Consider the following 21,318-nt stretch of genomic DNA (forward strand, 5'->3'; position numbering starts at 1 on the left):
GTGGCGCTGCCGCAGCTTGACAACCGCGCGGCAAGGGCGGTGTTCATGCACCGCCATGCGCTGGGTGAACCGCCTGCGGGCGGGGCCAGGGGCGTAGATCTTCTGGACCTGATCCGGCGGCTGGGGTTTGTGCAGCTCGACAGCATCAACACCGTCGCCCGCGCCCATGACATGATCCTGTTTGCGCGCAGGCCCTCGTACCGCAGTCAGAACCTGAAACGTCTGTATGAACGCGACCGGGCGCTGTTCGAACACTGGACCCATGACGCAGCGGTCATCCCGATGGAGTTCTACCACCACTGGCATCTGCGCTTTTTGCGCGACGCTGACCTGCTGAAAGCGCGGTGGAAGAACTGGCGGCGCGACGGGTACGAGCAGCGGTTTGCCACCGTTTTGCAGCATATCCGCGATCATGGCCCGGTGTCGTCTTCGGATGTGGGCAAGGACGAAAAGAAGGGGTCGGGCGGCTGGTGGGACTGGCACCCGTCCAAAACCGCGCTGGAGTTTCTGTGGCGCTCCGGTGCCCTGACGGTGACGGGACGTGACGGGTTTCAGAAACGCTATGACCTGACCGAACGGGTGATCGAGGCACATCTGTGCCCCGGCCAGTCCTCCTGCGATGCAGAGGTGACGGTGGATTGGCTGTGCAACGCCGCGCTGGACCGTCTGGGCTTTGCCACCTCGGGCGAGCTGGCGGCGTTCTGGGACACGGTCAGCCCGGCTGAGGCAAAAGCGTGGTGCGTGCGGGCTTTGGATCGCGGCGACGTCGGGGAAATCGAAGTCACCTGCGCCGATGGGCGCGCGCGCAAGGTCATGGCCCGCCCCGGTCTGGCGGATCAGGCGCAGGCACTGGCCCCTGCGCCCGGACGTATCCGGGTGCTCAGCCCGTTTGACCCGATGCTGCGCGACCGCAAGCGGGCCGAGCGGCTGTTCGGCTTCCACTACCGGATCGAGGTGTTTGTCCCCGAGGCCAAGCGGACCTATGGCTATTACGTGTTCCCTCTGCTGGAAGGCGACAAGCTGATCGGGCGCATCGACATGAAAGCGCATCGCGACAGCGGTGCCTTGCGGGTCCGGGCGCTGTGGCCGGAACGGTCCACGCGCTGGTCGGACGCGCGCAGTCGCCGATTGCAGACCGAACTGGACCGGGTGTGCCGCTTTGCCGGTCTGGACCGGGTGGAATTTGCCCAGGACTGGCTGAAAGACCCTAAATAGGGTCTAATCCACCCCTGTCAGCGTCAGTCGGATCGGGTCCGGCCCGACAATGGTATTGACCGGGTGCGTCTTGGTGAACCCTGCACTGTCCACACGCATCCCCTCCACGCCAGTTTCTGCCAATGTCCCCGCCGTGTTTCGGCGCGAAGTCGCTGAATTCCGTTGGCGCGGGCATGGCCCGTTTTCTGCAGCGCCCTGGTCCGCATAAATACCGTCAGCAGGGGCAGAGCCGGACCGGGCCACTCGCAAATATTGCATCGGGCCGCCTTGGCTTAATCGCAGGTTGCGCTATGTCCTGCGGTACGTGAACAGACAGGCCCGCCGCGCGACGCGGTGACTTGGGCCGGAAACACCCGCCCGGCGCGACGGATCGCCGGGACAGAACAGCAAGATCATATTGACCTGAACCCGGCCTCTGCAACGACACCCCCTGCCGGGCAACGGGTCGCGGCAAGTTCGGAGTGCGCAGACGGAAGGGCCCATCCCCCTTGGACCGTTCCGATCTGATCGTTAACCCAATTTCGGGTTCCGCAATGCTCCGAAGCGTGGGTCGGACCGTCTGAAGAGACGAGGCGCAACCGGCCCCGGGCCAGGCGCATAATTCAGTTTTCAGTCTGGCCATCCCGCCGGAGGTTCCCCCGGAACCCTCCGGCGGGACCCTGCGCAAAAGGCTATCAGATGGTTGGTATCAGCCTTCTCGTTCGCTCAACTCGTTCAGAAGATCCAGCAGAAGCTCGTGCTTTTCGGCACCCAGGCGGGTTTTGATCCCTTCGGCCAGTTCCAGGCTGACCGTCAGATTGTTCTGGATGATCTGCACGCCCTGCTGGTTGATTTTCACGATCTGACGCCGCCGGTCCGCCGGGTGGAGTTGCCGCACGATCAACCCTTTTTGTTCCAGCTTTTGCAGAATGCGCGTCAGGCTTGGCAGCAGCAGGCAGGCACGCTCGGCGATATGGGTGGGTTCCTGGGGGCCTTCTTCGTCCAGAACGCGCAAAACACGCCACTGCTGCTCGGTCACGCCGGCATCGGCAAGCAGCGCACGTATGGGTCCCATTACCTTTTCCCGCGCCCTTAACAGCGCAATGGGTAAAGATCGCGACGTCAGGGGAAGGTCCTCAGACATAGGGAATCTTCGCTCAAAACAAGGTTTTGTGCAAGCAAACGCACGGATTAGTTATCGGTTACGCCGGTTTGTTACATGTTAAAGACCTGTCTTCCGGTCGCGCCGGGCTGACCGAAACAAACAGAATTGACCCCACCGGCGGTTTACCTATCACTGTTGGGTGCAGGCAGCGATTTCATCCGCCCGCCGACGCACCAGCACAGGAGACCGCCCATGCCCGCCCCGACAAACACGTTCAAACAGGCTCTGAAACAGGGCAAACGGCAGATCGGTTGCTGGTTGAGCTTTGCCGAGGCGGTCACGGCCGAGGCCATGGGCACCGCCGGGTTCGACTGGCTGGTGATCGATGGGGAACATGCGCCGAACGACATCCGCTCGATCCGCGATCAGCTGACGGCGCTGGCGGCCAGCGCGTCGCATCCGGTGGTGCGGGTTCCCGTGGGTGAGACCTCGCTGATCAAGATGGTGCTGGACGCCGGGGCGCAGACCATCCTGGTGCCCATGGTCGAAACCGCCGATCAGGCGCGGGAGCTTGTGCGCGCCTGCCGTTACCCGCCCGAGGGCGTGCGCGGGGTCGGGGCAGCCGCCTCGCGGGCGACGATGTACGGAACGGCAAGTGAATACATCCAGACCGCAGATCAGGAAATCTGCCTGTTGCTTCAGGTCGAAAACCGCGCCGGGATGGCGGCGCTGGATGACATTCTGAGTGTCGGCGGGGTTGATGGCGTCTTTATTGGCCCTGCGGACCTGTCCACCGATATGGGGTTTCAGGGCAACAGCGCCGCGCCCGAGGTGCGCAGCGTGATCGCCGACGCGCTGGCGCGGATCCGCGCGGCGGGCAAGGCGCCGGGGATTCTGGGCACAAGTGACGAAGCGATTCAGGCCTATCTGGATATGGACGCGCAGTTTCTGGCGGTTGGCATCGATGTAATGGTGCTGGTCAACGCTGCCCGGGCGTTGTCTGCCAAATGGAAATCGACGTGACCCGTCAGCCGCGCATGGCGGCTGCCGCCTGCGCGTAGCCGCCCGACGCCCCATCGACGAAATGCACGTGATCGTCGCGCATGGCGGAGGGAACGAAACAGGTCATCATCGCCTCGTCCTGCGCGTGCAGCCCATAGCGGATTTTGCCGCGCGTGCGGGCCCCTTCCAGAATCTGTTCGATCTGCGACTGGGTCGCCGGGTCGCAATCCAGCGTCATTTTCAACCCGTCGTCGAATTTCCGGAAATCGGCGTTGCGGCTGACCATGCGCCGGTAATGCTCGGGCTCGAACTGTCCCAGCCGCTTGCCCGTTTTGAACAGCAGCGCGATCATTAGGTTCTGGCCCAGAAGCAGCAGCTTTTGCAGCCACAGCCCGCGCCCGCCGCGCGACACATGGGCGTCGATGTCGATGCCCGGCGGCGGCCATGTCATCGGCGGGCCGTTATCTGGTACCGGATGGCCCCCACGATCCAACCCGTCCGAGGCGGACAGGACCGATTGCGCAAGATCGGCAAAGTCGCTTTCGGTCGCAGTCGATGTCGGCTGCACCACGACCGACACGATCCGGCCCAACTGCGCCTTGCTGTTGGACCAGCGGCAGGACAGGCCGGTCAGGTCCGGCTGCGCGCCGGGGGCGGATATAGGTATTTCGAACGTGCCTGCTTTCATCTGCGCCTCGGCCCAGGCCAGGCCGCCGCCCGAGAACATGGCGTAGTCCACGCCCTTTGAGGGCGCATAGCGCGCAACGCGCAGATCCTTGCCTGCCTTGCGAATCTCGGCCACCGGAACCAGCGCCGCGCGCAGGGGCATCGCGAATTCCTCTTCCGCCCAGCGCCGCAAATCCGCAAGCGACGTGCGGGCGGCATCGGCGGCGCTTGGGGGCACGGCAAACCCCGCCCCGTCCCCGCCGAACACATAGGGAAACAGCGTGCCGTCCAGCGTGTTGATCATGGCCGAGATCACCGCCGCGCCCACCGTGTTCACGGTCTTGTAGCGGCCCTGCGCGATCTGTCCGGTGGAATCGACGATATCGGCCACGCCCAGCAACCAGTCATCCGGCACGGCGGCAAATTCCGCCGGATTTGCCAGCCGGTTGAACTCGGTCAGCAGGGGCAGGTTTTCGTAAAACCCGGAATGAAGGTCTTTCATTATCTCTCTCAAAAAATCTGCTTATGAAAACGATAGCCCAAAAGGTGCGCTCTGCAACGATCCACACGCGCTTTTGCGTTGTGCCATGCCGGGCGGTACTGGACGAACTCTTGCCATCGACGGGGTGATCTATCTATTCAGCGTGGACTGACTTGGACAACGGAGAGCGCCGTGCCGGAGATCGAGGTGATCGCACCCAACCTGAAACACAGCCTGTCCGGCGTGACCACTACGGTCATCCGCCTGTTGCCGATTCAGAAGCAGATGATCGGGATCGTGGCCACCGGCCCCGGCCTGCCGGATGATCTGCCGCATATCCCGCTGATCCGGGTCCCTTTCCTGCCGAACCGCACCCGTCGCGTCTGGCATGCGCGCCGCAACACCGAGATGCTGATGGGGCTGTTTCTGCGCAAGATCCTGCGGCGGAATTTCCGGCTGCTGTTCACCTCGGCTGCGCAGCGGGATCATTCGGGGTTCACGAAATGGCTGATCTCGCAAATGGACGCGTTGATCGCCACGACGCCGCAGGCGGCCTCGTTCCTTGAACATCCGTCGACCGTTATCATGCATGGCGTGAACACCGGGTTGTTTCATCCCGCAAAAGACAAATCCGCGCTGCGGCAAAAGCTGGGCCTGCCCGGTGGTGTATTGATTGGCTGTTTTGGCCGCATCCGCCCGCAGAAAGGCGTTGATCTGCTTGTGGATGCCGCGATCAAGGTGCTGCCCGCGCATCCCGATGCCAGCATCATCTTTACCGGCCGCGCGACGGCTGAGTTCGAAGCGTTCCAGCGCGAGCAGGAACAGAAGCTGCAAGAGGCGGGGCTGGCGGATCGGGTGCAGTTCCTTGGCGAACGCCCGTGGGAGGAAATCGTCGAGACCTACCGCGCGCTTGATCTGTTCGTCGCCCCGGCGCGGCACGAAGGCTTCGGGCTGACCCCGCTCGAGGCGATGGCCTCGGGCGTGCCGGCCATTGCCTGCCACGGGGTCGGGGCGTTCAGTGCGCAGATCAGGGATGGGGAAACCGGGCGTCTGGTCGAAAAGGACAACGCCGCCGCGCTGGCCGAAGCGCTGGACGGCATGCTGCAGGACCGCGCCGCGTTGGCCGCCGCAGGGCAGGCCGCGCGCGCCCATGTGGAACAGAATTTTCGAATCGAAGGCGAGGCGCAGGCCATCGTCAGGGTCTACCGAAGGCTGTTGAACCGGAACTAGCGCACCGAACCGCATCAATTTCGTGCCAATCGGCATATTCGGCCCCGAAAGCTCTTTTTTCTTTTCTGCAACGCGGCTATGAACGCGCGTCCTTTATTCAGGAGACCAGGAAATGGGCTATCGCGTCGTTGTCGTCGGCGCCACGGGTAACGTGGGCCGCGAAATGCTGAACATTCTGGCTGAACGCCAGTTCCCCGTCGATGAACTTGCCGTGCTGGCAAGCCGTCGTTCGCTGGGCACAGAAGTCAGCTTTGGCGATAAGACACTGACGACCCAGGATCTGGCCACCTTCGATTTCACCGGCTGGGACATGGCACTGTTTGCCGTGGGGTCCGCCGCGACCAAGGATTACGCGCCCAAGGCAGCCGCCGCGGGCTGTGTGGTGATCGATAACTCGTCGCTCTACCGCTATGATCCCGAGATCCCGCTGATCGTGCCCGAGTGCAATCCGCAGGCGATCCACGACTACAAGAACAAGAACATCATCGCCAACCCCAACTGCTCGACCGCGCAGATGGTGGTGGCGCTGAAGCCGCTGCATGACCGTGCGAAAATCAAGCGCGTTGTCGTCTCGACCTACCAGTCGGTGTCGGGCGCAGGCAAGGAAGGCATGGACGAGCTCTGGGATCAGACCAAGGCGGTTTACAACCCGATCAACGAGGTTGAGCCGAAGAAGTTCCAGAAGCAGATCGCCTTTAACGTCATTCCGCATATCGACGTCTTCATGGAAGACGGCTCGACCAAGGAGGAATGGAAGATGGTCGCCGAGACCAAGAAGATCGTCGATCCGTCGATCAAGGTCACGGCCACCTGCGTCCGCGTTCCGGTCTTTGTCGGCCATTCCGAAGCGGTGAACATCGAGTTCGAAGAGTTCCTCGACGAAGACGAGGCCCGCGATATCCTGCGCGAAAGCCCCGGTATCATGGTGATCGACAAGCGCGAAGCCGGGGGTTACGTGACGCCGGTTGAATGCGTCGGCGATTTCGCCACTTTCATCAGCCGCATCCGTCAGGATTCGACCCTCGAAAACGGTCTGAACCTGTGGTGCGTCTCGGACAACCTGCGCAAGGGTGCGGCGCTGAACGCGGTGCAGATCGCCGAGCTTCTGGGCCGTGAGGTTCTGAAAAAGGGTTGATCGGCCTTGTGCTGAATATTGCGGGGGCCGTTTCGCAAGAAGCGGCCCTTTCTTGTATCTTGCGGGCCTGCACCTAATTTCACATTATGCGCCCCAAACAGGAACAGAGGCAGAGCGTGCGTTACCTGACCGGCAGTGGGCTTGTGCGAACCTCGATTCTGGTTTGCGCGACCCTTTTGATGGGATTGGTGATCTTCGGGTTCACCGGCCACTATTTTGCGCCCGGTGATTCCATCGCCCTGTTGCGGCCCCAGGTCGGCTTGTTGCTGCTTCTGTTCGCGCTCATCCTGCTGGTGGCGCGGGCCTGGGGGTTTGCGCTGGCCTCCTTGGTTTTTGCACTGGTTGCGGTGGGCTCGGTTGCTGCGGGGCTGGTTTCGGCCCCGAAGGAGTGTGAGGACGGGTGCCTGACGCTCTATCAGAAGAACCTGATGTCACAGGCCTGGCCGCGCTATGGGTTGGCGGATGACATCCTGCTGTCGGACGCGGATATCGTGACGCTGCAAGAGGTCTCGCGCCACAACCAGAAATACATGAGCAACCTGTTCGCGCATTACCCGAACTCGGCGATCTGCGAGTTCCGCCCCGAACAGAACGTGGCTATTCTGACCACCCTGCCGGTTGTCCAAGGATCCGAGTTCTGTGCGCCGGGCGACGGGCTGGTCGGCGCTCAGCTGATCACCCCCAAGGGTGAGGCGGTCTGGATCGTCTCGGTTCACCTGCGCTGGCCCTATCCCTATAACCAGTTTGAGCAGAGCAAACGCATCGCCGAACGTATCGAACAATTGCAGGGCCCGGTCGTGATCGCCGGGGATTTCAACATGGCGTCCTGGGGCGCCAGCGTGCGCCGCATCGGGCTGGCGGCGGGCAATCATGTCTTTGGCTCGGTCCTGAACACCCATAATCTGGGCAGTTGGATGATGCCGATGCCCATCGACAACCTCTTGCTGCCCAAAGGCACAACCGGCACGACCGAGCTGCGCCCGTTCATGGGCTCGGATCATCTGGGCATCGTGGCGCGGATCAGCCTGCCGTAAGGCGCGGGTGTCGCGGGCTCAGGTATTTCCGACGGGCGGCGATTGTCTGGCCGGGCCCGGGAACCGGTCACGGGTCCGGTTGGCAAAGGCGACCAGCGACAGCATTACCGGAACTTCGACCAGAACACCCACAACGGTCGCCAGGGCCGCGCCGGAATTCAGGCCAAACAGGCTGATGGCGACGGCAACCGCGAGTTCGAAGAAGTTCGAGGTGCCGATCATGGCGCAGGGGGCGGCGATGCGGTGCGGAACCTTCAGCGCGAAAGCCGCTCCATAGGCCAGCGCGAAGATACCGTAGCTTTGGATCAGGATCGGCACCGCGATCAGCGCGATGACCAGCGGCTTGGCCAGAATGGTCTGACCCTGCAGCCCGAACAGGATGACTACCGTGGCAATCAGGCCCATGATCGACCATGGCTTGACGCGGGTGGAAAAGGCGTCGATTGCCTGCTGCGACCCAAGCCTGCGGCGGGTGATCAGACCGGCGATCAGGGGCAGCACAACGTACAATACAGTCGCCAGCACCAGTGTCTGCCACGGCACCGCGATATCGGTGACCCCCAGCAGGAACGCCACGATAGGGGCGAAGGCCACCACCATGATCAGATCGTTCACCGAGACCTGCACCAGCGTATAGGTCGCGTCCCCGCGCGTGAGCTGAGACCAGACGAACACCATCGCCGTACAGGGCGCGGCCCCCAGCAGGATCAGACCGGCGGTGTATTGCGCCGCATCCTCGGGCTGAATCCACGGGGCGAAGACATAGTCGAAGAACAGCACCGCCAGCAGCGCCATGGTGAAAGGCTTGATCAGCCAGTTGACCACCAGCGTCACGATCAGCCCGCGCGGCTGGCGCGCCACCCCCACAACTGCGCCGAAATCGACGCCGACCATCATCGGATAGACCATCGCCCAGATCAGCAGCGCCACCACCAGATTGACGCTGGCGATCTCGGCCCCGGCAACCCGTCCGACCAAACCGGGCGCGACAAGGCCGATCAGCACACCGCCGATCATCGCAAGAGCGACCCAGAGGGTCAGGTAGCGTTCGAAAATGCTCATGTATAAGCCTCGGTCGTCTGGTCGGTCAGTTTGCCCGAGGTCAGCGCCGCCAGCGCGACCATGATGGCAGCCGTGCCCAGCACCAGCGCCAGCCCGCCAAGCTGATAGGTCAGGCCGGACAGGACGGTGCCAACCAGCCGCCCGGTCGCGTTGGCCATGTAGTAAAAGCCCACATCCATCGTGACGCGCTCGGATTTGGTGAAGGCCAGAATCAGATAGGAATGCAGCGCGGAATTGACCGCAAAGATCGCGCCGAACACCAGCAGGCCCAGAACCAGCGTAACGGTCAGCCACGTCTCGGGGCCGGAAGACAGCAAAACAGCCAGTGTCAGAGCCGCAGGCACGCAGAACAGGGCGGCGGCCCAACTGCGGGCGGCGCGGATCAAATCGCCCTCGGCCCGGTCCGGGGCGCGCAGGATTTTCGGCGCGCTGGCCTGAACCGCGCCATAAAGGATCACCCAGACCGCCATGAAGGTGCCGATCATGAAGAACGCGGCGCGATTGCCGTCTTCGGTGCCGTCAGACAGGACCGCGTAGAAATAGATCGGGATGCCGACCACGAACCACACATCCCGCGCGCCGAACAGAAAGACGCGCGCCGCCGACAGCCAGTTCACATTGGCGGATTTCGAAAACACCTCGGAAAACTTCGCGCCCTTGCGGCCCTTGGGCAGGCCCGGCGGCATCGACAGGGCAACGGCAATCAGGATCGCCGCCAGTATGACCGCCATGACCAGAACCGCCCAGACAAAGCCAAGCGTCGCCAGCAGGGCCGCACCCAGCAGGAAGCCCAGACCCTTGACGGCGTTCTTGGACCCGGTCAGGACGGCAACCCAGCGGAACAGCCCGCCGCCCGTCGTGGGGGCCAGCAGTTTGACAGCGGATTTCGACGACATCTTGGCCAGATCCTTGGCCACCCCGCTGGCCCCCTGCACGATCATCACAAAGGCCACGGACATGCCAATCGCCCAATTCGGATCGAGTTGGGTCAGGGCCAGCAACGCCAGAACCTGCAGCCCCACCCCGGCATAGAGGGTCGAGGTCAGCCCGAAGCGTGCCGCGATCCAGCCTGCGGCCAGATTGGTGACCATGCCCGCGATCTCGTACAGGACAAACAGGTAAGCCAACTGGACCGGCGAGAACCCCAGCGTATGAAAGTGCAACAGCACCAGCATCCGCAGGGCCCCGTCGGTCAGCATGAACGCCCAATAGGCCGCCGTGACCGCGATATAGGCCGACAGGCCCTCGGGCCGATCCGTCACAGCGATTGTTCAACCATCAGCGCCACATCGACCAGACGGTGGGCATAGCCCATCTCGTTGTCATACCACGCGTAAATCTTCACCTGCGTCCCGTTCACCACCATGGTCGAGGGCGCATCGACGATCGAGGACCGTTCGTCATTGGTGTAATCGGTCGAGACCAGCGGCCGGGTTTCATAGCCCAGAATGCCCTTCAACTCGCCCTCGGCGGCGGCTTTGAAATAGCTGTTGACCTCTTCGGCGGTGGTTTCGCGCTCGACTTCGAACACGCAATCGGTCAGTGAGGCGTTCAGCAGCGGCACCCGCACCGCGTGGCCGTTCAGACGCCCCTTGAGCTCGGGGTAAATCAGCGTGATCGCCGTGGCCGAGCCGGTTGTGGTCGGGATCAGCGAATTCAGCGCCGACCGCGCCCGGCGCAGGTCCTTAGCCGGACGGTCCACGATGGTTTGCGTGTTGGTCACATCATGGATCGTGGTCATCGAGCCGTGGCGGATGCCCAGATTTTCATGGATCACCTTCACCACCGGAGCCAGACAGTTGGTGGTGCAGGACGCCGCCGTCACGATCTGATGCACCGCCGGATCATAGGTTTCTTCGTTCACGCCCATGACGATATTGGCGGTCGGGCCATCCTTGACCGGGGCCGAGACGACAACTTTCTTCACACCCGCAGCGAAATAGGGCGCCAGCCTGGCCTCGGTCTTGAAGACACCGGTGCAGTCGATCACCACATCCACACGGTCCAGCGGCAGATCGGACAGATCCCGCGCGCCGAAAAAGGGCAGGCGAGTGCCGTCAATTGTCACGCTGTCGGCATCATGTTCAAAACGTGCATCCCAGCGCCCGTGCACCGTGTCGAATTCCAGCAGATGCGCGTGCATCTCGGGGTCGCCCACCGCATCGTTGATCCAGGCGATCTTCGCGCCCTTTTCCAATAGCGGTTTCAGGGCCAGCTTGCCCATCCGGCCCAGCCCGTTGACGGCGTATGTTGTCATGTCAGATCCTCGTCAGACGTTCTGCCGATGTCATCCACGGCAGTTTGCAATGCAATCCGGTCGAGGCTTTCGACCGGCAGCGATGTGAACGCCTCAATCCGGCGCTTCAGCGCGCCATAGGCATTCTGGAAGGCAAGGCTTTTCTCGGCATCCGTACCCGTTGCCTTGACCGGATCGACCATGCCCCAATGTCCGCTGATCGGCTGGCCTTCCCAGGCCGGGCAGTCCTCATTCGCGGCCTGATTGCAGACGGTGAAGACAAAATCCAGATCGGGCGCATCCGGCCCCGAGAACTCGGACACATTCTTGGACCGCAGGACCGAGATGTCGTGCCCCTTGTCGTTCAGCACCTGCAGTGCAAAGGGGTTCAGTTCGGACATGTGTTTCGTCCCCGCCGAATACACGTTGAACCGATCCCCGGCGATTTCGCGCAGCAGGGATTCGGCAAAAATCGAGCGGGCAGAGTTGCCCACGCAAATGAACAGCACATTGAACTTCCGGTCCGTCATGGTGTCATTTCCTTGGTCAAAAGGCATGCAAAGATCAGGGCGGCCACGGCAGCAATCCACGATCAGGAAATCGAGCATCTGCTGCACGTTCTTCATTTCAATCGCATAGAGCAGAGACGTCCCCGACCGCGTCTGGCTGACCAATCCCGACCGCTGCAGCGCGTTCAGGTAGTTGGACATCGTGCTGGGCTTGATCCCCAGCTCTGACGCCAGCTCACCCGCCGGAACAGTGTCAGGAAACCGTCGCATCAACATGCGAAACACGGTGATACGCTGCGGATGGCCCAGAATGGCGAGTTGATCGGTTATCTGTTCTATCATGTTTCATGAATTATTGAAATAAATTTGCCGAGTCAATTTGATCCGAAGGCTGTTACAAAAAATTCACAGACCGATGCTCTGACAGCGACCTGAACGTGTTGGACATGGGAAGGCGGTGCACTCTCCTGCGCCGAAATGAATGCATCTGGACTTGCAGGCGCAGGATTGACAGTTTAAACGAGCCATCGCACCCGGTCAGAGCCAGTTCCGGGTGTCAAACAGTGCCGCTGTAGCTCAGCTGGTAGAGCACGTCATTCGTAATTAGCGGGTCCCCGCGAGAATGACTTGCAAAACCAAGGGGTTCGCGGCAAAGACATAGAACTAGTAGGGCCATAGTAGGGCCTGAAAGCCTCAATAGCTCAGCTGGTAGAGCAGGTCCTTCGTAAGGACAAGGTCGGGGGTTCGAGTCCCTCTTGAGGCACCATCATTTTTCTATTGTTTACCGACCGAGTTGTAGTTTCCAGTGCAAACCGGTGACTTGACACTGAATCGATTTGAACAAGAACATCATCAAGCGCGGAACCCTATATTCCCATAGTGCGGTTGCATAACCGACCTGTCGTTCCAAATTACGACGGCGACAAAGTTGTGCGATACGCGCTCAGTGCTGGGACGGTTCAGGCGGTATGCTGAGCCCGGTTGACGATATTCGATTTGCGATCGCCGTGACGCTGGAGGTCGAGAGCGAAAACGGAGTTCGATCTTCACGCCGCGGGCAGGATGCGTTCCTCGCGCTGGAGGTCTTCGGGATCAATCACATCGCCCTGGTTAAATGAATAGAGCTCATTAATTCGGCCACCATCCCAAACATAGCGGTAGTGATCGCCCTGGATCGCACGCTCAAGGCTTTGGGCATTCAGTACCGCATATCTGCACCCGGCTGGCCGTTCGGGAGAATGGAAGACGACGCCGTCCACGTCCCGGTCCCGGATTTCCGCTCCAAGCGCCCATCTGGAGTCCTGATCCAGAGCGCAATCCACGGTCCGGGCATCGAGGAACCGACCAGAGATTTGGCGCGACAGAACACGCATGTCCAGATTGAGCCGCCCCTGTTCGGTCTGTGACAAGAAATTTGTACGCTTCGCGACAGAGACGGCAAGGGCCGTCTGGATGTCTGCCGACAGTTCCAGGCAGGGTGTTTGCGGATCAAAAAACCAACTCCCTTCCGGATTGAAATAGGCAAAGGGAGCATGATTCCAGTTCTGTAAACTCGGGCTAGAGTCATCGACACCAGAGGATTTGATTATTTGATTTTTCTCCCTCAATCGGGGATTTGTCAGAGCCTCTATGTCGGTGACGGCATCATGAAAATTCCCCGCGATCCGCTCATAGAGCCGAATCGGTGGAAACCGCGAGGGTATCAGCAGGTAGGTCTTTTCCGTAATCTGCAGGATAGGGGCGTTAGCCACCGCGTTGGGCATCGAGATACTGCCTTACTTGATAGATGTTATAGAACTGTCCATCGAGCATGACGTCCAGTGCTGTTCGGTTCTTGAAGAATTTGTTGGGTTGCCTGATCCAACCATCGGCCTGGACCTCGTCCGGGACAAGGATCTGCAGGGCTTTGAAGATACCCAGAAGATGGGAAATTCGCTCCACTGTATCTTGGGGAAGATTACCCCCGGATTTTTTCCACTTGAAGAAGGTTGATCGTCCTGGCGAGCCAAGAAGTTTGATTTGTTCGTCTGTTGTTAGCTCCCATAGCTCGGCGAGATTTGAAAATGCCTCCATGGCGGCGGGAATCGAAACCTCTCCCGCGACCGCCTCGGCCGCAGGGATGTCATAGGTCATGCATTTTATCCTCCTGAAAGTCCATTTTTGGACTTGAAGTCACAACAAGTCTCGATATAGACTGGTCTCCATCGGGACTCTGAAGTGATTTTAGTCCAAAATGAATGGCACTTCAAGAGTCTGACGGCGCCAGACCGTTTTCTGGCTTGGCTTTTGAAGGGAGAAACCCATGGCCGATATTGTATGTGAAGCGTCATTTGCACTCGATGTAGATGGGCGCGAAGTTTCCCTCGATGACCCGAAAGTGACCGGACGGCAGATCCGGGCTGCTGCGGGTTTGAACCCGGCATCCTCCTACGTGCTGATCATGATCACGGATCTCGGCGCGCAATCGATCGGGTTGGACCGCGAGGTTGATCTTAACGCGCTTGGCGAGACCGTATTCAGAAGTTTCAAAAGCGATCGTGTCTTCCGCATGACGTTGAACGAACGTGGTTTTGAATGGGGCGCTCCGGAAATTTCGGAACCCGAGTTGCGTCAGTATGGCGAGATCCCCGATAACCATGATCTTGTCCTGGATTCAGGTGGCGACCGGGTCCTGGAGCCTGACGATGTGATCAAGCTGAACCGGAAAGGCGTTGAACGGGTCATCTCTCAGCCAGCTGAAGACCTTGAGATTTGCATCATCGTGAACGCCCGGCAAAAATTGGTATCCGTCCGTAGGTTGACGTTTGAAAAGCTGATCGAGATCGCGTTTCCAAACCCGCCGACAGGAGCGAACATCTGCTTCACCGTCACCTATCGCAACGGACCTCGTAACCGCCCGGAGGGCTCCCTCGTCGAAGGCGACCGTATCCGGCTCAAGAAAGGGATGGTCTTCAATGTCAGCTCAACCGACAAGTCCTAGTCCTGATTTGAACCGCTTGATTGCCGATGGCTACGAGATCGAGCTGAAACATGGGCACCTCATCCTACATGGGGTGCCCTACGTGACCGAAAACCGGGATATTCGCCGTGGTAAAATTGTCTCGGAGCTGACCATGGCGGGCGACCGCACAACGCGGCCTTCGACGCATGTGGTCATGTTTGCCGGTACGCGGCCCTGTGACAGGTTTGGGCGTCCTTTGGCAAAGATCATAAACTCCGAGGCGGCAAGAAAGATCGGTGATGATCTCACGGTCAATTTCAGCTTCTCCAGCAAGCCGCAATGTGGTTTCTACGAGGACTATTTTGCGAAGCTGACAGCTTATGCCAATATCTTGGTCAGCCAGGCACAGGCAATCGATCAGGACGTGACGGCCCGGACATTCCGTGTCATTGAAACCAAGGATCGCGAAAGCCCGTTTCTCTATATGGACACAGCTTCAAGCCGGGCGGGCATCACCGCGTTGTCCAAAAGGCTGGAGGTCGAAGATGTGGCAATCGTCGGCCTCGGGGGCACCGGGTCGTATGTCCACGACGGGCTGGCAAAATGCCCGATTAGACGCATTCACACCTTCGACGACGATACGTATTTGCAACATAATGCGTTCCGCGCTCCGGGTGCCGCATCACTCGAGGAGCTGCGAGATCTGCCAAAGAAGGTAGATTACTACGCGGCGATTTACGGCAATATGCATGGTGGCATTCGACCAAATGCAATCCGCATCACCAAAGACAATGTTGAAGCGCTGCGTCCGATGGATTTCGTCTTTCTGTGCATGGATGCAAGCCCTGACAAACGGGCGATCATCGACGCCCTGACACAATGGGGGACCACTTTTATCGACATCGGACTAGGCTTGGACCTGGTAGACGGCGGCATGATCGGAACGGTTCGTGTCACCACAAGCCACGCCGGAAACCGGGAGGCCAGCATTCAACGCATCCCGTTTGGGGGGCTCGGCGGCGACAACCTTTACGATCGCAATATTCAGGTCGCGGAAATGAACGCATTGGGGGCGATGCTAGCTATCATAAAGTGGAAAAAGCTGCGAGGGTTCTATTGCGATTTGGAGCGGGAGACCTCCACGATTTTCAATGTGGATGGGAACCATCTTCTGAACGAGGGGCTGCAATGCATCCAATCCGTCGCTTAGAGCCTGTCTTCGTTCAGCACTTGCCAGACATCCTAGAGCCGGGGCGGCTTTATGTGTCAATCGACTTTGCGTCAACAGCACATCTTTGCTGCTGTGGTTGCCAATCTGAAGTCGTTGCCCCGCTGTCCCCCACCGACTGGAAGTTGACCTATGACGGGCTGAATGTCTCGCTGCACCCCTCAATTGGAAATTGGAGTCTCGCGTGCCGCTCCCATTACGTCATCAGAATCGGTAACATTAGGTGGGCGAACGAGTGGAGCGAAGAGAAAGTCGCACGCGGTCGCCGAAATGATCGGCTCGCAAAGGGTCGATATTATTCGCGCGATGCTGAACCTGCGTCCGTCGCCACCAAGGCTTCGCCACCCGCCGTTCAGGCACTTGAGACGACGCATGGCCTCATGTCGAAAATCCTTGCATGGATCTGGAGGTAACGATGCGTTTTGCGTTATCCGAAAGCAAGCGCATAGAGGCCTCGCCGGGTGCTTCTGGCACATGTCCGGGTTGCGGCGCGGATCTGATAGCCCGGTGTGGGACCAAGAAAGTTTGGCACTGGGCGCATAAAGGCAAACGCCATTGCGATCATTGGTGGGAGAACGAGACCCGATGGCATCGGGAATGGAAGAACCACTTCCCCTGCGCCTGGCAGGAAATCGCAGCGCGCGACGAGCGTGGAGAACTCCACATCGCAGACGTCAAAACGCCCGATGGGCTGGTCGTCGAGTTTCAACATTCCTACATCAAGCCGGTAGAAGCCCGGACCCGAACAAAGTTCCACAATCCGATGTTTTGGGTTGTCGATGGTATGCGTCGGAAAACGGATCAAAAGCAGTTCGAACAGGCCTTGCGTGACGGCGTTAGACATCCGACGAAGGATGGAGTTGTTCACCAAATTTGGGTCCATGACGCTCGGCTTTTAAAAGAATGGGTACATGTCGGTGTGATTGTCGCCTTTGATTTTGGCCGGGATACGGTCTGGATGCTGAGGCGGGTTCGGAATGATTGGGTCTATGGTTTTGAATATCCAAAGCCGAAACTTGTCGAGGACATCACAAATAGTACTCCAATACCAGACGTTTTGTTTGGCGTGCCTGTGAGGTCAAGGAAGGGATATGGACGGCGCGCAAGGTTCTAAGTGGCATCAGTTAACGGATGCTGTAACGCCTACAATCATAGGGGGCAGTACGAGGCGACCAAGCTCCAGTTGCGGTCCTCCACGACAAATTTAGTCTAGATTGTCAAAACCTTCCTGCACCGCTAGTGAACGTCTCGGCAGGCTGACGGCAATATCGTCAAAATCAAGCGCGTACCGTTTAAGCAGAAAAGTGTCTGGCTGACGGCGTATTTCGTAAAATTTGACCGGTCGCTCTCGGTCTTCAAGCGCTCGCACAACCGCATACATGACAGAGATTGGGCAACGCATACCAAAAACAACCTCTTCGAGTTCAATCGGAGAGTCTTGTGCACCTCGCTTGCCGATCAAGCGCCATTCTTTTTCATATTGCCAGTCACGGGCCTTTTTGAGCAGGATTGCTTCATCAACTTCTCGCCGAGCAGATTGGTCGTTGTTCAACATGGCCGCGACTTTGCTGGCATAGACCAAACTGTCGCCTCCGTACTTCACTTTGAAAACTTGGTTCAGACTGCTCTCAGGTGCCGAATAGCCGATGGCCATTCCTTTATGTTGGTCGCCGTAGTGACTCCACATCAAAGGACAGTTACTTCGCGTCGCTAAGGAAACAATCCCGCCATCGTACCGCCTAAGAAGTTCCCCTTGAATGGCTTGCTTCAAGAGAAACGATAATGGATCATCTGCACCTAAATCGGGATCGCTCGAATTATATCGAATGTCTTCAAGGATACGCTCTGCCTGCCTTCGGCTTTGCCTGAAAATGTGCTCCTTAGTCTTTGGACCTTTGTAGCGAATGGTATTTGCGGCCGCCGCCATTTCGCCGGACACTCGCTGCTCAACAAGTTGGGTGAGCATCGTTTCGAGCTGCCCTACCGGCACATCGACCTTGAGTGACGGTTTTGTATCAAGAGGATCGTTGAAAGTACTTGGGTCCGCAAAGTAGAGCCTATCCTCAACCAGGTTGCTCAGCGAGCGTTCTGAAAATGATCGGTACTTATAAAGGCGTTTTGGTGTTTTCATTCGTAGATCAGTTCGATGTCCAAGCCCGTAAGGTCCTTAAGCTCTGCAGGTCAAACATCGCAAGAAATTCTGACTATGTCACCAATGTATGAGGCACACCAGGCCGAGGCGCACGTGTGCCGTTGGAAACCAGCTTTGGTACTTAAGACTTGAGATCAAGTGGTGACTGATCTCTTTGCTGAATATGTCAGCCTTCCTGATGAAGGCACTCTCATGTCAGATTTTACCTAGCAAATAATACTTCCATAAACTTGGCAGATTGGCTTCTGAACGTCTGCTCTCGGACGACTTTTTTGGAAGCGCATTAACCACAGCGAACTTCTACTTTCCGCCCATATTACCATGCCCAGGAGCAATATCCCGGATAGGTACCCTGGAACGGACCCGCCGCTGCTTGAACCGCCGCATATGTCCGAAAAAGATCATACCTCGCGCACCTGCCACACAGCCCTTTTGAAATCATAACCGCGCCGATGTCTTGGCCGTTGGGAAGTTCGCAGCGCCCTACTTCCCGGTCATAGGTCCTATCACCGTTTAAGATGCATTTCAGCGTTCGGCCTGAAACGAGCGTTCGCATCGCCGCTGTCGCCTGGTTTCCCAGAGAGGAACCTCTTTCATCACAAGTTAGACCATTCAATCGAATGGGCCGGCCTGCGACCTCAATGGTATCTCCGTCGCGGACACGTGTGACCGAGCCCACGAGTGTTTCTTGGGTGCTGAAAACTTGTAGCTCTGGGTTTGCCCAGTAGATTGCCAGACCTATTGCCAAAGCAACAAGCCACAGAGGACTAACTCGAACCTGTTTCAGTGCCGGTCGCCTTTGGCGTTTATGCCTGGGCTTCTGAAATTTTACGACATTGCCCGAACCCGACGAGCTATGATGTCTTCGGCGGCGAAAACGGACCATGACTTGGCGCATAGCGAAAACAACCAGAAAACAGACGCCGACCAACAATCCCAATGCAACCACATCGCTTGAAATCTCAGCCATGCTATCAACTTCTCTCTAAATGGGACGCTCGAGCTCCGATATGAAATGCTCCATATTGCGTGTTCATATCAAATTGCCGCCGTCTGTCGCGCCAGACCAGAATGGTGCTTTTCAGGCGAAACGATACCTCTGTCGCTACCGATAAGAACCTCAGTTTCGTTACTGATTTCGGGAATCCCACACTGCAGCAGATACGCGTAGGTTTTGTCGTAAAAGGCTGGTGGACGAGTAAGGTCTGTAAGTTCGCCGTAGGGAACAAAGATCACAAACCCCTGCCGCGCCCTCGTCAATAAGACGCGATATGCATTCAATAGGTAGCTGCGCTTTGTTTGATCTCGCACGTTTTGCCATTTTGTTCCTTTAAAGGCATGGAATTGCCATTCATCTTCAACCCTACGCAGGTCTGCATCCCAACAGACACCTGCCCAATCGAGTTCGAGCCCCTGAACATCGAATTGCGTGGCAACCTCTTCCAAATAGTACGAGGATCGCACATCAGTCTTTTCATTTAGAAACCAGCTTGCTGGGTCGATGCTTGATTTGACGTGAATCCCTTCAGGGCGAAGTCTTAGGGCCCCGGACGAGGCGACAAGACCATAGCGTTCTGTTCCTCGAGCGTGACTTCGCAGCCAATTGCGCGCCAGGTTTAGATCGCGTGTGATCGCAACTGGGTAGCGGTCTCGGAGTTGGTCTAGCGTAGCACGCGCTCCATCGGCATTACCATCTAGGATATAGCTGACAAACGCCGAGAGCTGCTCAGCCCGAAACGAGCGCATTGAAACTGATAGATGAAGGTCATGGTGTTTCTGAATATGAGGTGCCGACAACATCTCTATGGCCGTTCGATCAGCCGTATAGTGGCGATCACTGAGCAAATCGGAAGCATGAACGTTCCAATTGGAAAAACGCTTTTTTAGCGCATTTAGCCATTCTGAAAGTCCTGCCTCGCCGGTGTTGATTTCTTGCCCACCGCCAATCAAGCAAACGATCGTGCACCAATCCTGATGGCGATCCATCACACTAATCAGAAATTCGGGCTCTGACATGTCAAAGTCGGTTTGCCCTCGTTTGGTTTGCATGAATTTTGAGGCTTGGTCACTTGTCCAAGCGCGTTGGGCCTCATCGAATACGACCACCTTTTCAAATGGTACTTCATCTGAACCGACATAGTGATCGCGGAAATGATGAATATTTTGGATGAACTGTCGAACCGAGCGCAGCGCATCGCTTTTCTTGATGCCATCTCGGGTGACCTGATCCCGAGCGAGCGCTTCTCTCAATACGTCAACCAGCGGGCCGTTACCCGACAAAAACACGGCGTGTTCATCTTTGTGACGTTGGGCGCGTTTGGAGGCGATGTTCAAACCAGCTAATGTTTTTCCAGCTCCCGGTACTCCGGTAACGAAGCAAATGGATTTTCGTTTGGCTCGTTTGGAGGAGTCGATGATTTCAGCAATACGGTTAGACGTGGCCTTAAGGTTTTTTGCGCCGGCGTCAGAACGCGATATCTCATCGACGGAATGATCCCGGTACAGGGCCTCAGCTGCTTCGATGATAGTGGGCGTCGGGCGGTACCCCGATGCGCGCCAGGATGAAACATCTACATCTTCCCCGGGGGCGCCCTGGGGTCCTTCCAGGGTCAGTGCGGCACCCAAACCCGTACCCCCTACCAAAACTGGGACGGCCACCAGGTCGTCTGCCCAGCGCGCCTCTGTCGTCGTCGCTTGGCCCCGTGTTGCCACAAGTATAGGTAAGATCGCCAAAGCGTGACTACCGAGGTGGAAATTCTTTAAGTCCAGGGCGTAGTCGTGAACTTGGTCAATCGCGTAGCGATCAAAGGTTGCGGAGCCTACTTTGAACTCGATCACGAAGACTATGCCGTTCCGGACCAGAACGACATCAGCTCGCTTACCCACGCGAGGAATGGAAAATTCCAAGAAAATGTAACCGGTGCGGTCAGCCTTCAGTTGATCCTTAAGTATCGTGATTTGCTTGATCCAGGCGTCGCGTTGCTGGTGCTCCAACGCGTGGTGATGGGCGCGGGTAAGTTCACCAAGGATTGCGTCGTCAGAGGCACAAAGAAAACCGGCTACAGAAGAAAAAAAGTAAGAGTCTTTCATGGTTTGTAATGTTTGCCCATCGTCGACTGAACACAACCAAAAACGTGCAAATTCGAAGACAATTGTTTCGGAAGTGGAGCCCTTGCGTGTCCTCGTGCCACGCAAAAATTCGGCTGAGAACGGTTTTCTGATTTTGGAGCATATACGGACCAAGTGGTAGGGCATTTGCAACCGGTGGCGGTGCTTAAACAAACCCGGCAAACCATACAAAGCCGGCGCGGGTGTTGCTTCCCGCGCCGCTAGCTCGTGTCTG

Annotated in this window: 19 protein-coding genes and 1 tRNA gene; 10 read left to right on the plus strand and 10 right to left on the minus strand. The window is 58.2% G+C overall.

What is annotated here, in order from left to right:
• Entirely contained in the window at positions 1-1,215 is a 1,215-nt protein-coding gene (locus ACR0EZ_RS07010) for a winged helix-turn-helix domain-containing protein (RefSeq protein ID WP_480611936.1), read from the plus strand.
• A gap of 688 nt (positions 1,216-1,903) precedes the next feature.
• Here ACR0EZ_RS07010 and hpaR read toward each other — a convergent pair.
• Positions 1,904-2,338 (minus strand): homoprotocatechuate degradation operon regulator HpaR, encoded by a 435-nt coding sequence (gene hpaR / locus ACR0EZ_RS07015; RefSeq protein WP_480611937.1) that lies wholly within the window; start codon positions 2,336-2,338, stop codon positions 1,904-1,906.
• 213 nt (positions 2,339-2,551) lie between these two features.
• Between hpaR and ACR0EZ_RS07020 the strand changes: the two genes are divergently transcribed.
• On the plus strand, positions 2,552-3,322 hold the full coding sequence (locus tag ACR0EZ_RS07020) for an HpcH/HpaI aldolase family protein (RefSeq protein ID WP_480611938.1): 771 nt from the start codon (positions 2,552-2,554) through the stop codon (positions 3,320-3,322).
• A 4-nt stretch (positions 3,323-3,326) separates the two neighbouring features.
• Here ACR0EZ_RS07020 and ACR0EZ_RS07025 read toward each other — a convergent pair whose 3' ends face one another.
• Positions 3,327-4,469 (minus strand): DUF3095 domain-containing protein, encoded by a 1,143-nt coding sequence (locus ACR0EZ_RS07025; protein WP_480611939.1) that lies wholly within the window; start codon positions 4,467-4,469, stop codon positions 3,327-3,329.
• A 171-nt stretch (positions 4,470-4,640) separates the two neighbouring features.
• Between ACR0EZ_RS07025 and ACR0EZ_RS07030 the strand changes: the two genes are divergently transcribed.
• The 3 genes from ACR0EZ_RS07030 to ACR0EZ_RS07040 all read left to right on the plus strand — a co-directional run bounded on the left by ACR0EZ_RS07030 (position 4,641) and on the right by ACR0EZ_RS07040 (position 7,847).
• Positions 4,641-5,678, plus strand: a complete 1,038-nt coding sequence (locus ACR0EZ_RS07030; RefSeq protein ID WP_480611940.1) for a glycosyltransferase family 4 protein — start codon at positions 4,641-4,643, stop codon at positions 5,676-5,678.
• A 112-nt stretch (positions 5,679-5,790) separates the two neighbouring features.
• Entirely contained in the window at positions 5,791-6,813 is a 1,023-nt protein-coding gene (locus ACR0EZ_RS07035; protein ID WP_480611941.1) for an aspartate-semialdehyde dehydrogenase, read from the plus strand.
• A gap of 116 nt (positions 6,814-6,929) precedes the next feature.
• Complete coding sequence (locus tag ACR0EZ_RS07040) at positions 6,930-7,847, plus strand: endonuclease/exonuclease/phosphatase family protein (protein ID WP_480611942.1); 918 nt, start codon at positions 6,930-6,932, stop codon at positions 7,845-7,847.
• 18 nt (positions 7,848-7,865) lie between these two features.
• Here ACR0EZ_RS07040 and arsB read toward each other — a convergent pair whose 3' ends face one another.
• Genes arsB through ACR0EZ_RS07060 form a run of 4 tightly spaced genes read right to left on the minus strand, consistent with a single transcriptional unit; the run spans position 7,866 to position 11,996 of the window.
• On the minus strand, positions 7,866-8,909 hold the full coding sequence (gene arsB, locus ACR0EZ_RS07045) for an ACR3 family arsenite efflux transporter (protein WP_480611943.1): 1,044 nt from the start codon (positions 8,907-8,909) through the stop codon (positions 7,866-7,868).
• Complete coding sequence (gene arsJ, locus ACR0EZ_RS07050; RefSeq protein WP_480611944.1) at positions 8,906-10,171, minus strand: organoarsenical effux MFS transporter ArsJ; 1,266 nt, start codon at positions 10,169-10,171, stop codon at positions 8,906-8,908. The genes arsB and arsJ overlap by 4 nt, the downstream gene beginning before the upstream one ends.
• Positions 10,168-11,166 (minus strand): ArsJ-associated glyceraldehyde-3-phosphate dehydrogenase, encoded by a 999-nt coding sequence (locus ACR0EZ_RS07055; protein ID WP_480611945.1) that lies wholly within the window; start codon positions 11,164-11,166, stop codon positions 10,168-10,170. The genes arsJ and ACR0EZ_RS07055 overlap by 4 nt, the downstream gene beginning before the upstream one ends.
• Positions 11,163-11,996 (minus strand): arsenate reductase/protein-tyrosine-phosphatase family protein, encoded by an 834-nt coding sequence (locus ACR0EZ_RS07060; RefSeq protein WP_480611946.1) that lies wholly within the window; start codon positions 11,994-11,996, stop codon positions 11,163-11,165. The genes ACR0EZ_RS07055 and ACR0EZ_RS07060 overlap by 4 nt, the downstream gene beginning before the upstream one ends.
• 348 nt (positions 11,997-12,344) lie before the next feature.
• Between ACR0EZ_RS07060 and ACR0EZ_RS07065 the strand changes: the two genes are divergently transcribed.
• Positions 12,345-12,420, plus strand: a tRNA-Thr gene (locus ACR0EZ_RS07065).
• Positions 12,421-12,700: 280 nt separating this feature from the next.
• Here the strand turns inward: ACR0EZ_RS07065 and ACR0EZ_RS07070 are convergent.
• Both ACR0EZ_RS07070 and ACR0EZ_RS07075 read right to left on the minus strand, forming a co-directional pair.
• On the minus strand, positions 12,701-13,417 hold the full coding sequence (locus ACR0EZ_RS07070; RefSeq protein ID WP_480611947.1) for an RES family NAD+ phosphorylase: 717 nt from the start codon (positions 13,415-13,417) through the stop codon (positions 12,701-12,703).
• Positions 13,398-13,787, minus strand: a complete 390-nt coding sequence (locus ACR0EZ_RS07075; RefSeq protein ID WP_480611948.1) for an MbcA/ParS/Xre antitoxin family protein — start codon at positions 13,785-13,787, stop codon at positions 13,398-13,400. The genes ACR0EZ_RS07070 and ACR0EZ_RS07075 overlap by 20 nt, the downstream gene beginning before the upstream one ends.
• Before the next feature lie 169 nt (positions 13,788-13,956).
• Between ACR0EZ_RS07075 and ACR0EZ_RS07080 the strand changes: the two genes are divergently transcribed.
• From ACR0EZ_RS07080 to ACR0EZ_RS07095, 4 genes are read left to right on the plus strand one after another with little or no spacing between them, the layout of a single operon-like run.
• On the plus strand, positions 13,957-14,634 hold the full coding sequence (locus ACR0EZ_RS07080) for a multiubiquitin domain-containing protein (protein WP_480611949.1): 678 nt from the start codon (positions 13,957-13,959) through the stop codon (positions 14,632-14,634).
• Positions 14,609-15,805, plus strand: coding sequence for a ThiF family adenylyltransferase (locus ACR0EZ_RS07085; RefSeq protein WP_480611950.1), 1,197 nt, complete (start codon positions 14,609-14,611; stop codon positions 15,803-15,805). Before ACR0EZ_RS07080 ends, ACR0EZ_RS07085 begins: the two co-directional genes overlap by 26 nt.
• Entirely contained in the window at positions 15,784-16,236 is a 453-nt protein-coding gene (locus tag ACR0EZ_RS07090; protein WP_480611951.1) for a ubiquitination-like system serine protease family protein, read from the plus strand. The genes ACR0EZ_RS07085 and ACR0EZ_RS07090 overlap by 22 nt, the downstream gene beginning before the upstream one ends.
• Positions 16,221-16,937 carry a competence protein CoiA gene (locus ACR0EZ_RS07095; RefSeq protein WP_480611952.1) on the plus strand — a complete coding sequence of 239 codons (717 nt, stop codon included), beginning with the start codon at positions 16,221-16,223 and terminating at the stop codon, positions 16,935-16,937. Before ACR0EZ_RS07090 ends, ACR0EZ_RS07095 begins: the two co-directional genes overlap by 16 nt.
• Before the next feature lie 90 nt (positions 16,938-17,027).
• Here ACR0EZ_RS07095 and ACR0EZ_RS07100 read toward each other — a convergent pair whose 3' ends face one another.
• Together ACR0EZ_RS07100 and ACR0EZ_RS07105 are read right to left on the minus strand one after the other, a co-directional pair.
• Positions 17,028-17,954, minus strand: a complete 927-nt coding sequence (locus ACR0EZ_RS07100) for a DUF2971 domain-containing protein (RefSeq protein ID WP_480611953.1) — start codon at positions 17,952-17,954, stop codon at positions 17,028-17,030.
• Between the two features lie 1,059 nt (positions 17,955-19,013).
• Positions 19,014-21,230, minus strand: coding sequence for a DNA/RNA helicase domain-containing protein (locus ACR0EZ_RS07105; RefSeq protein ID WP_480611954.1), 2,217 nt, complete (start codon positions 21,228-21,230; stop codon positions 19,014-19,016).
• Positions 21,231-21,318: the final 88 nt, after the last annotated feature.

The sequence above is a fragment of the Ruegeria sp. AK4 genome (assembly GCF_056541025.1).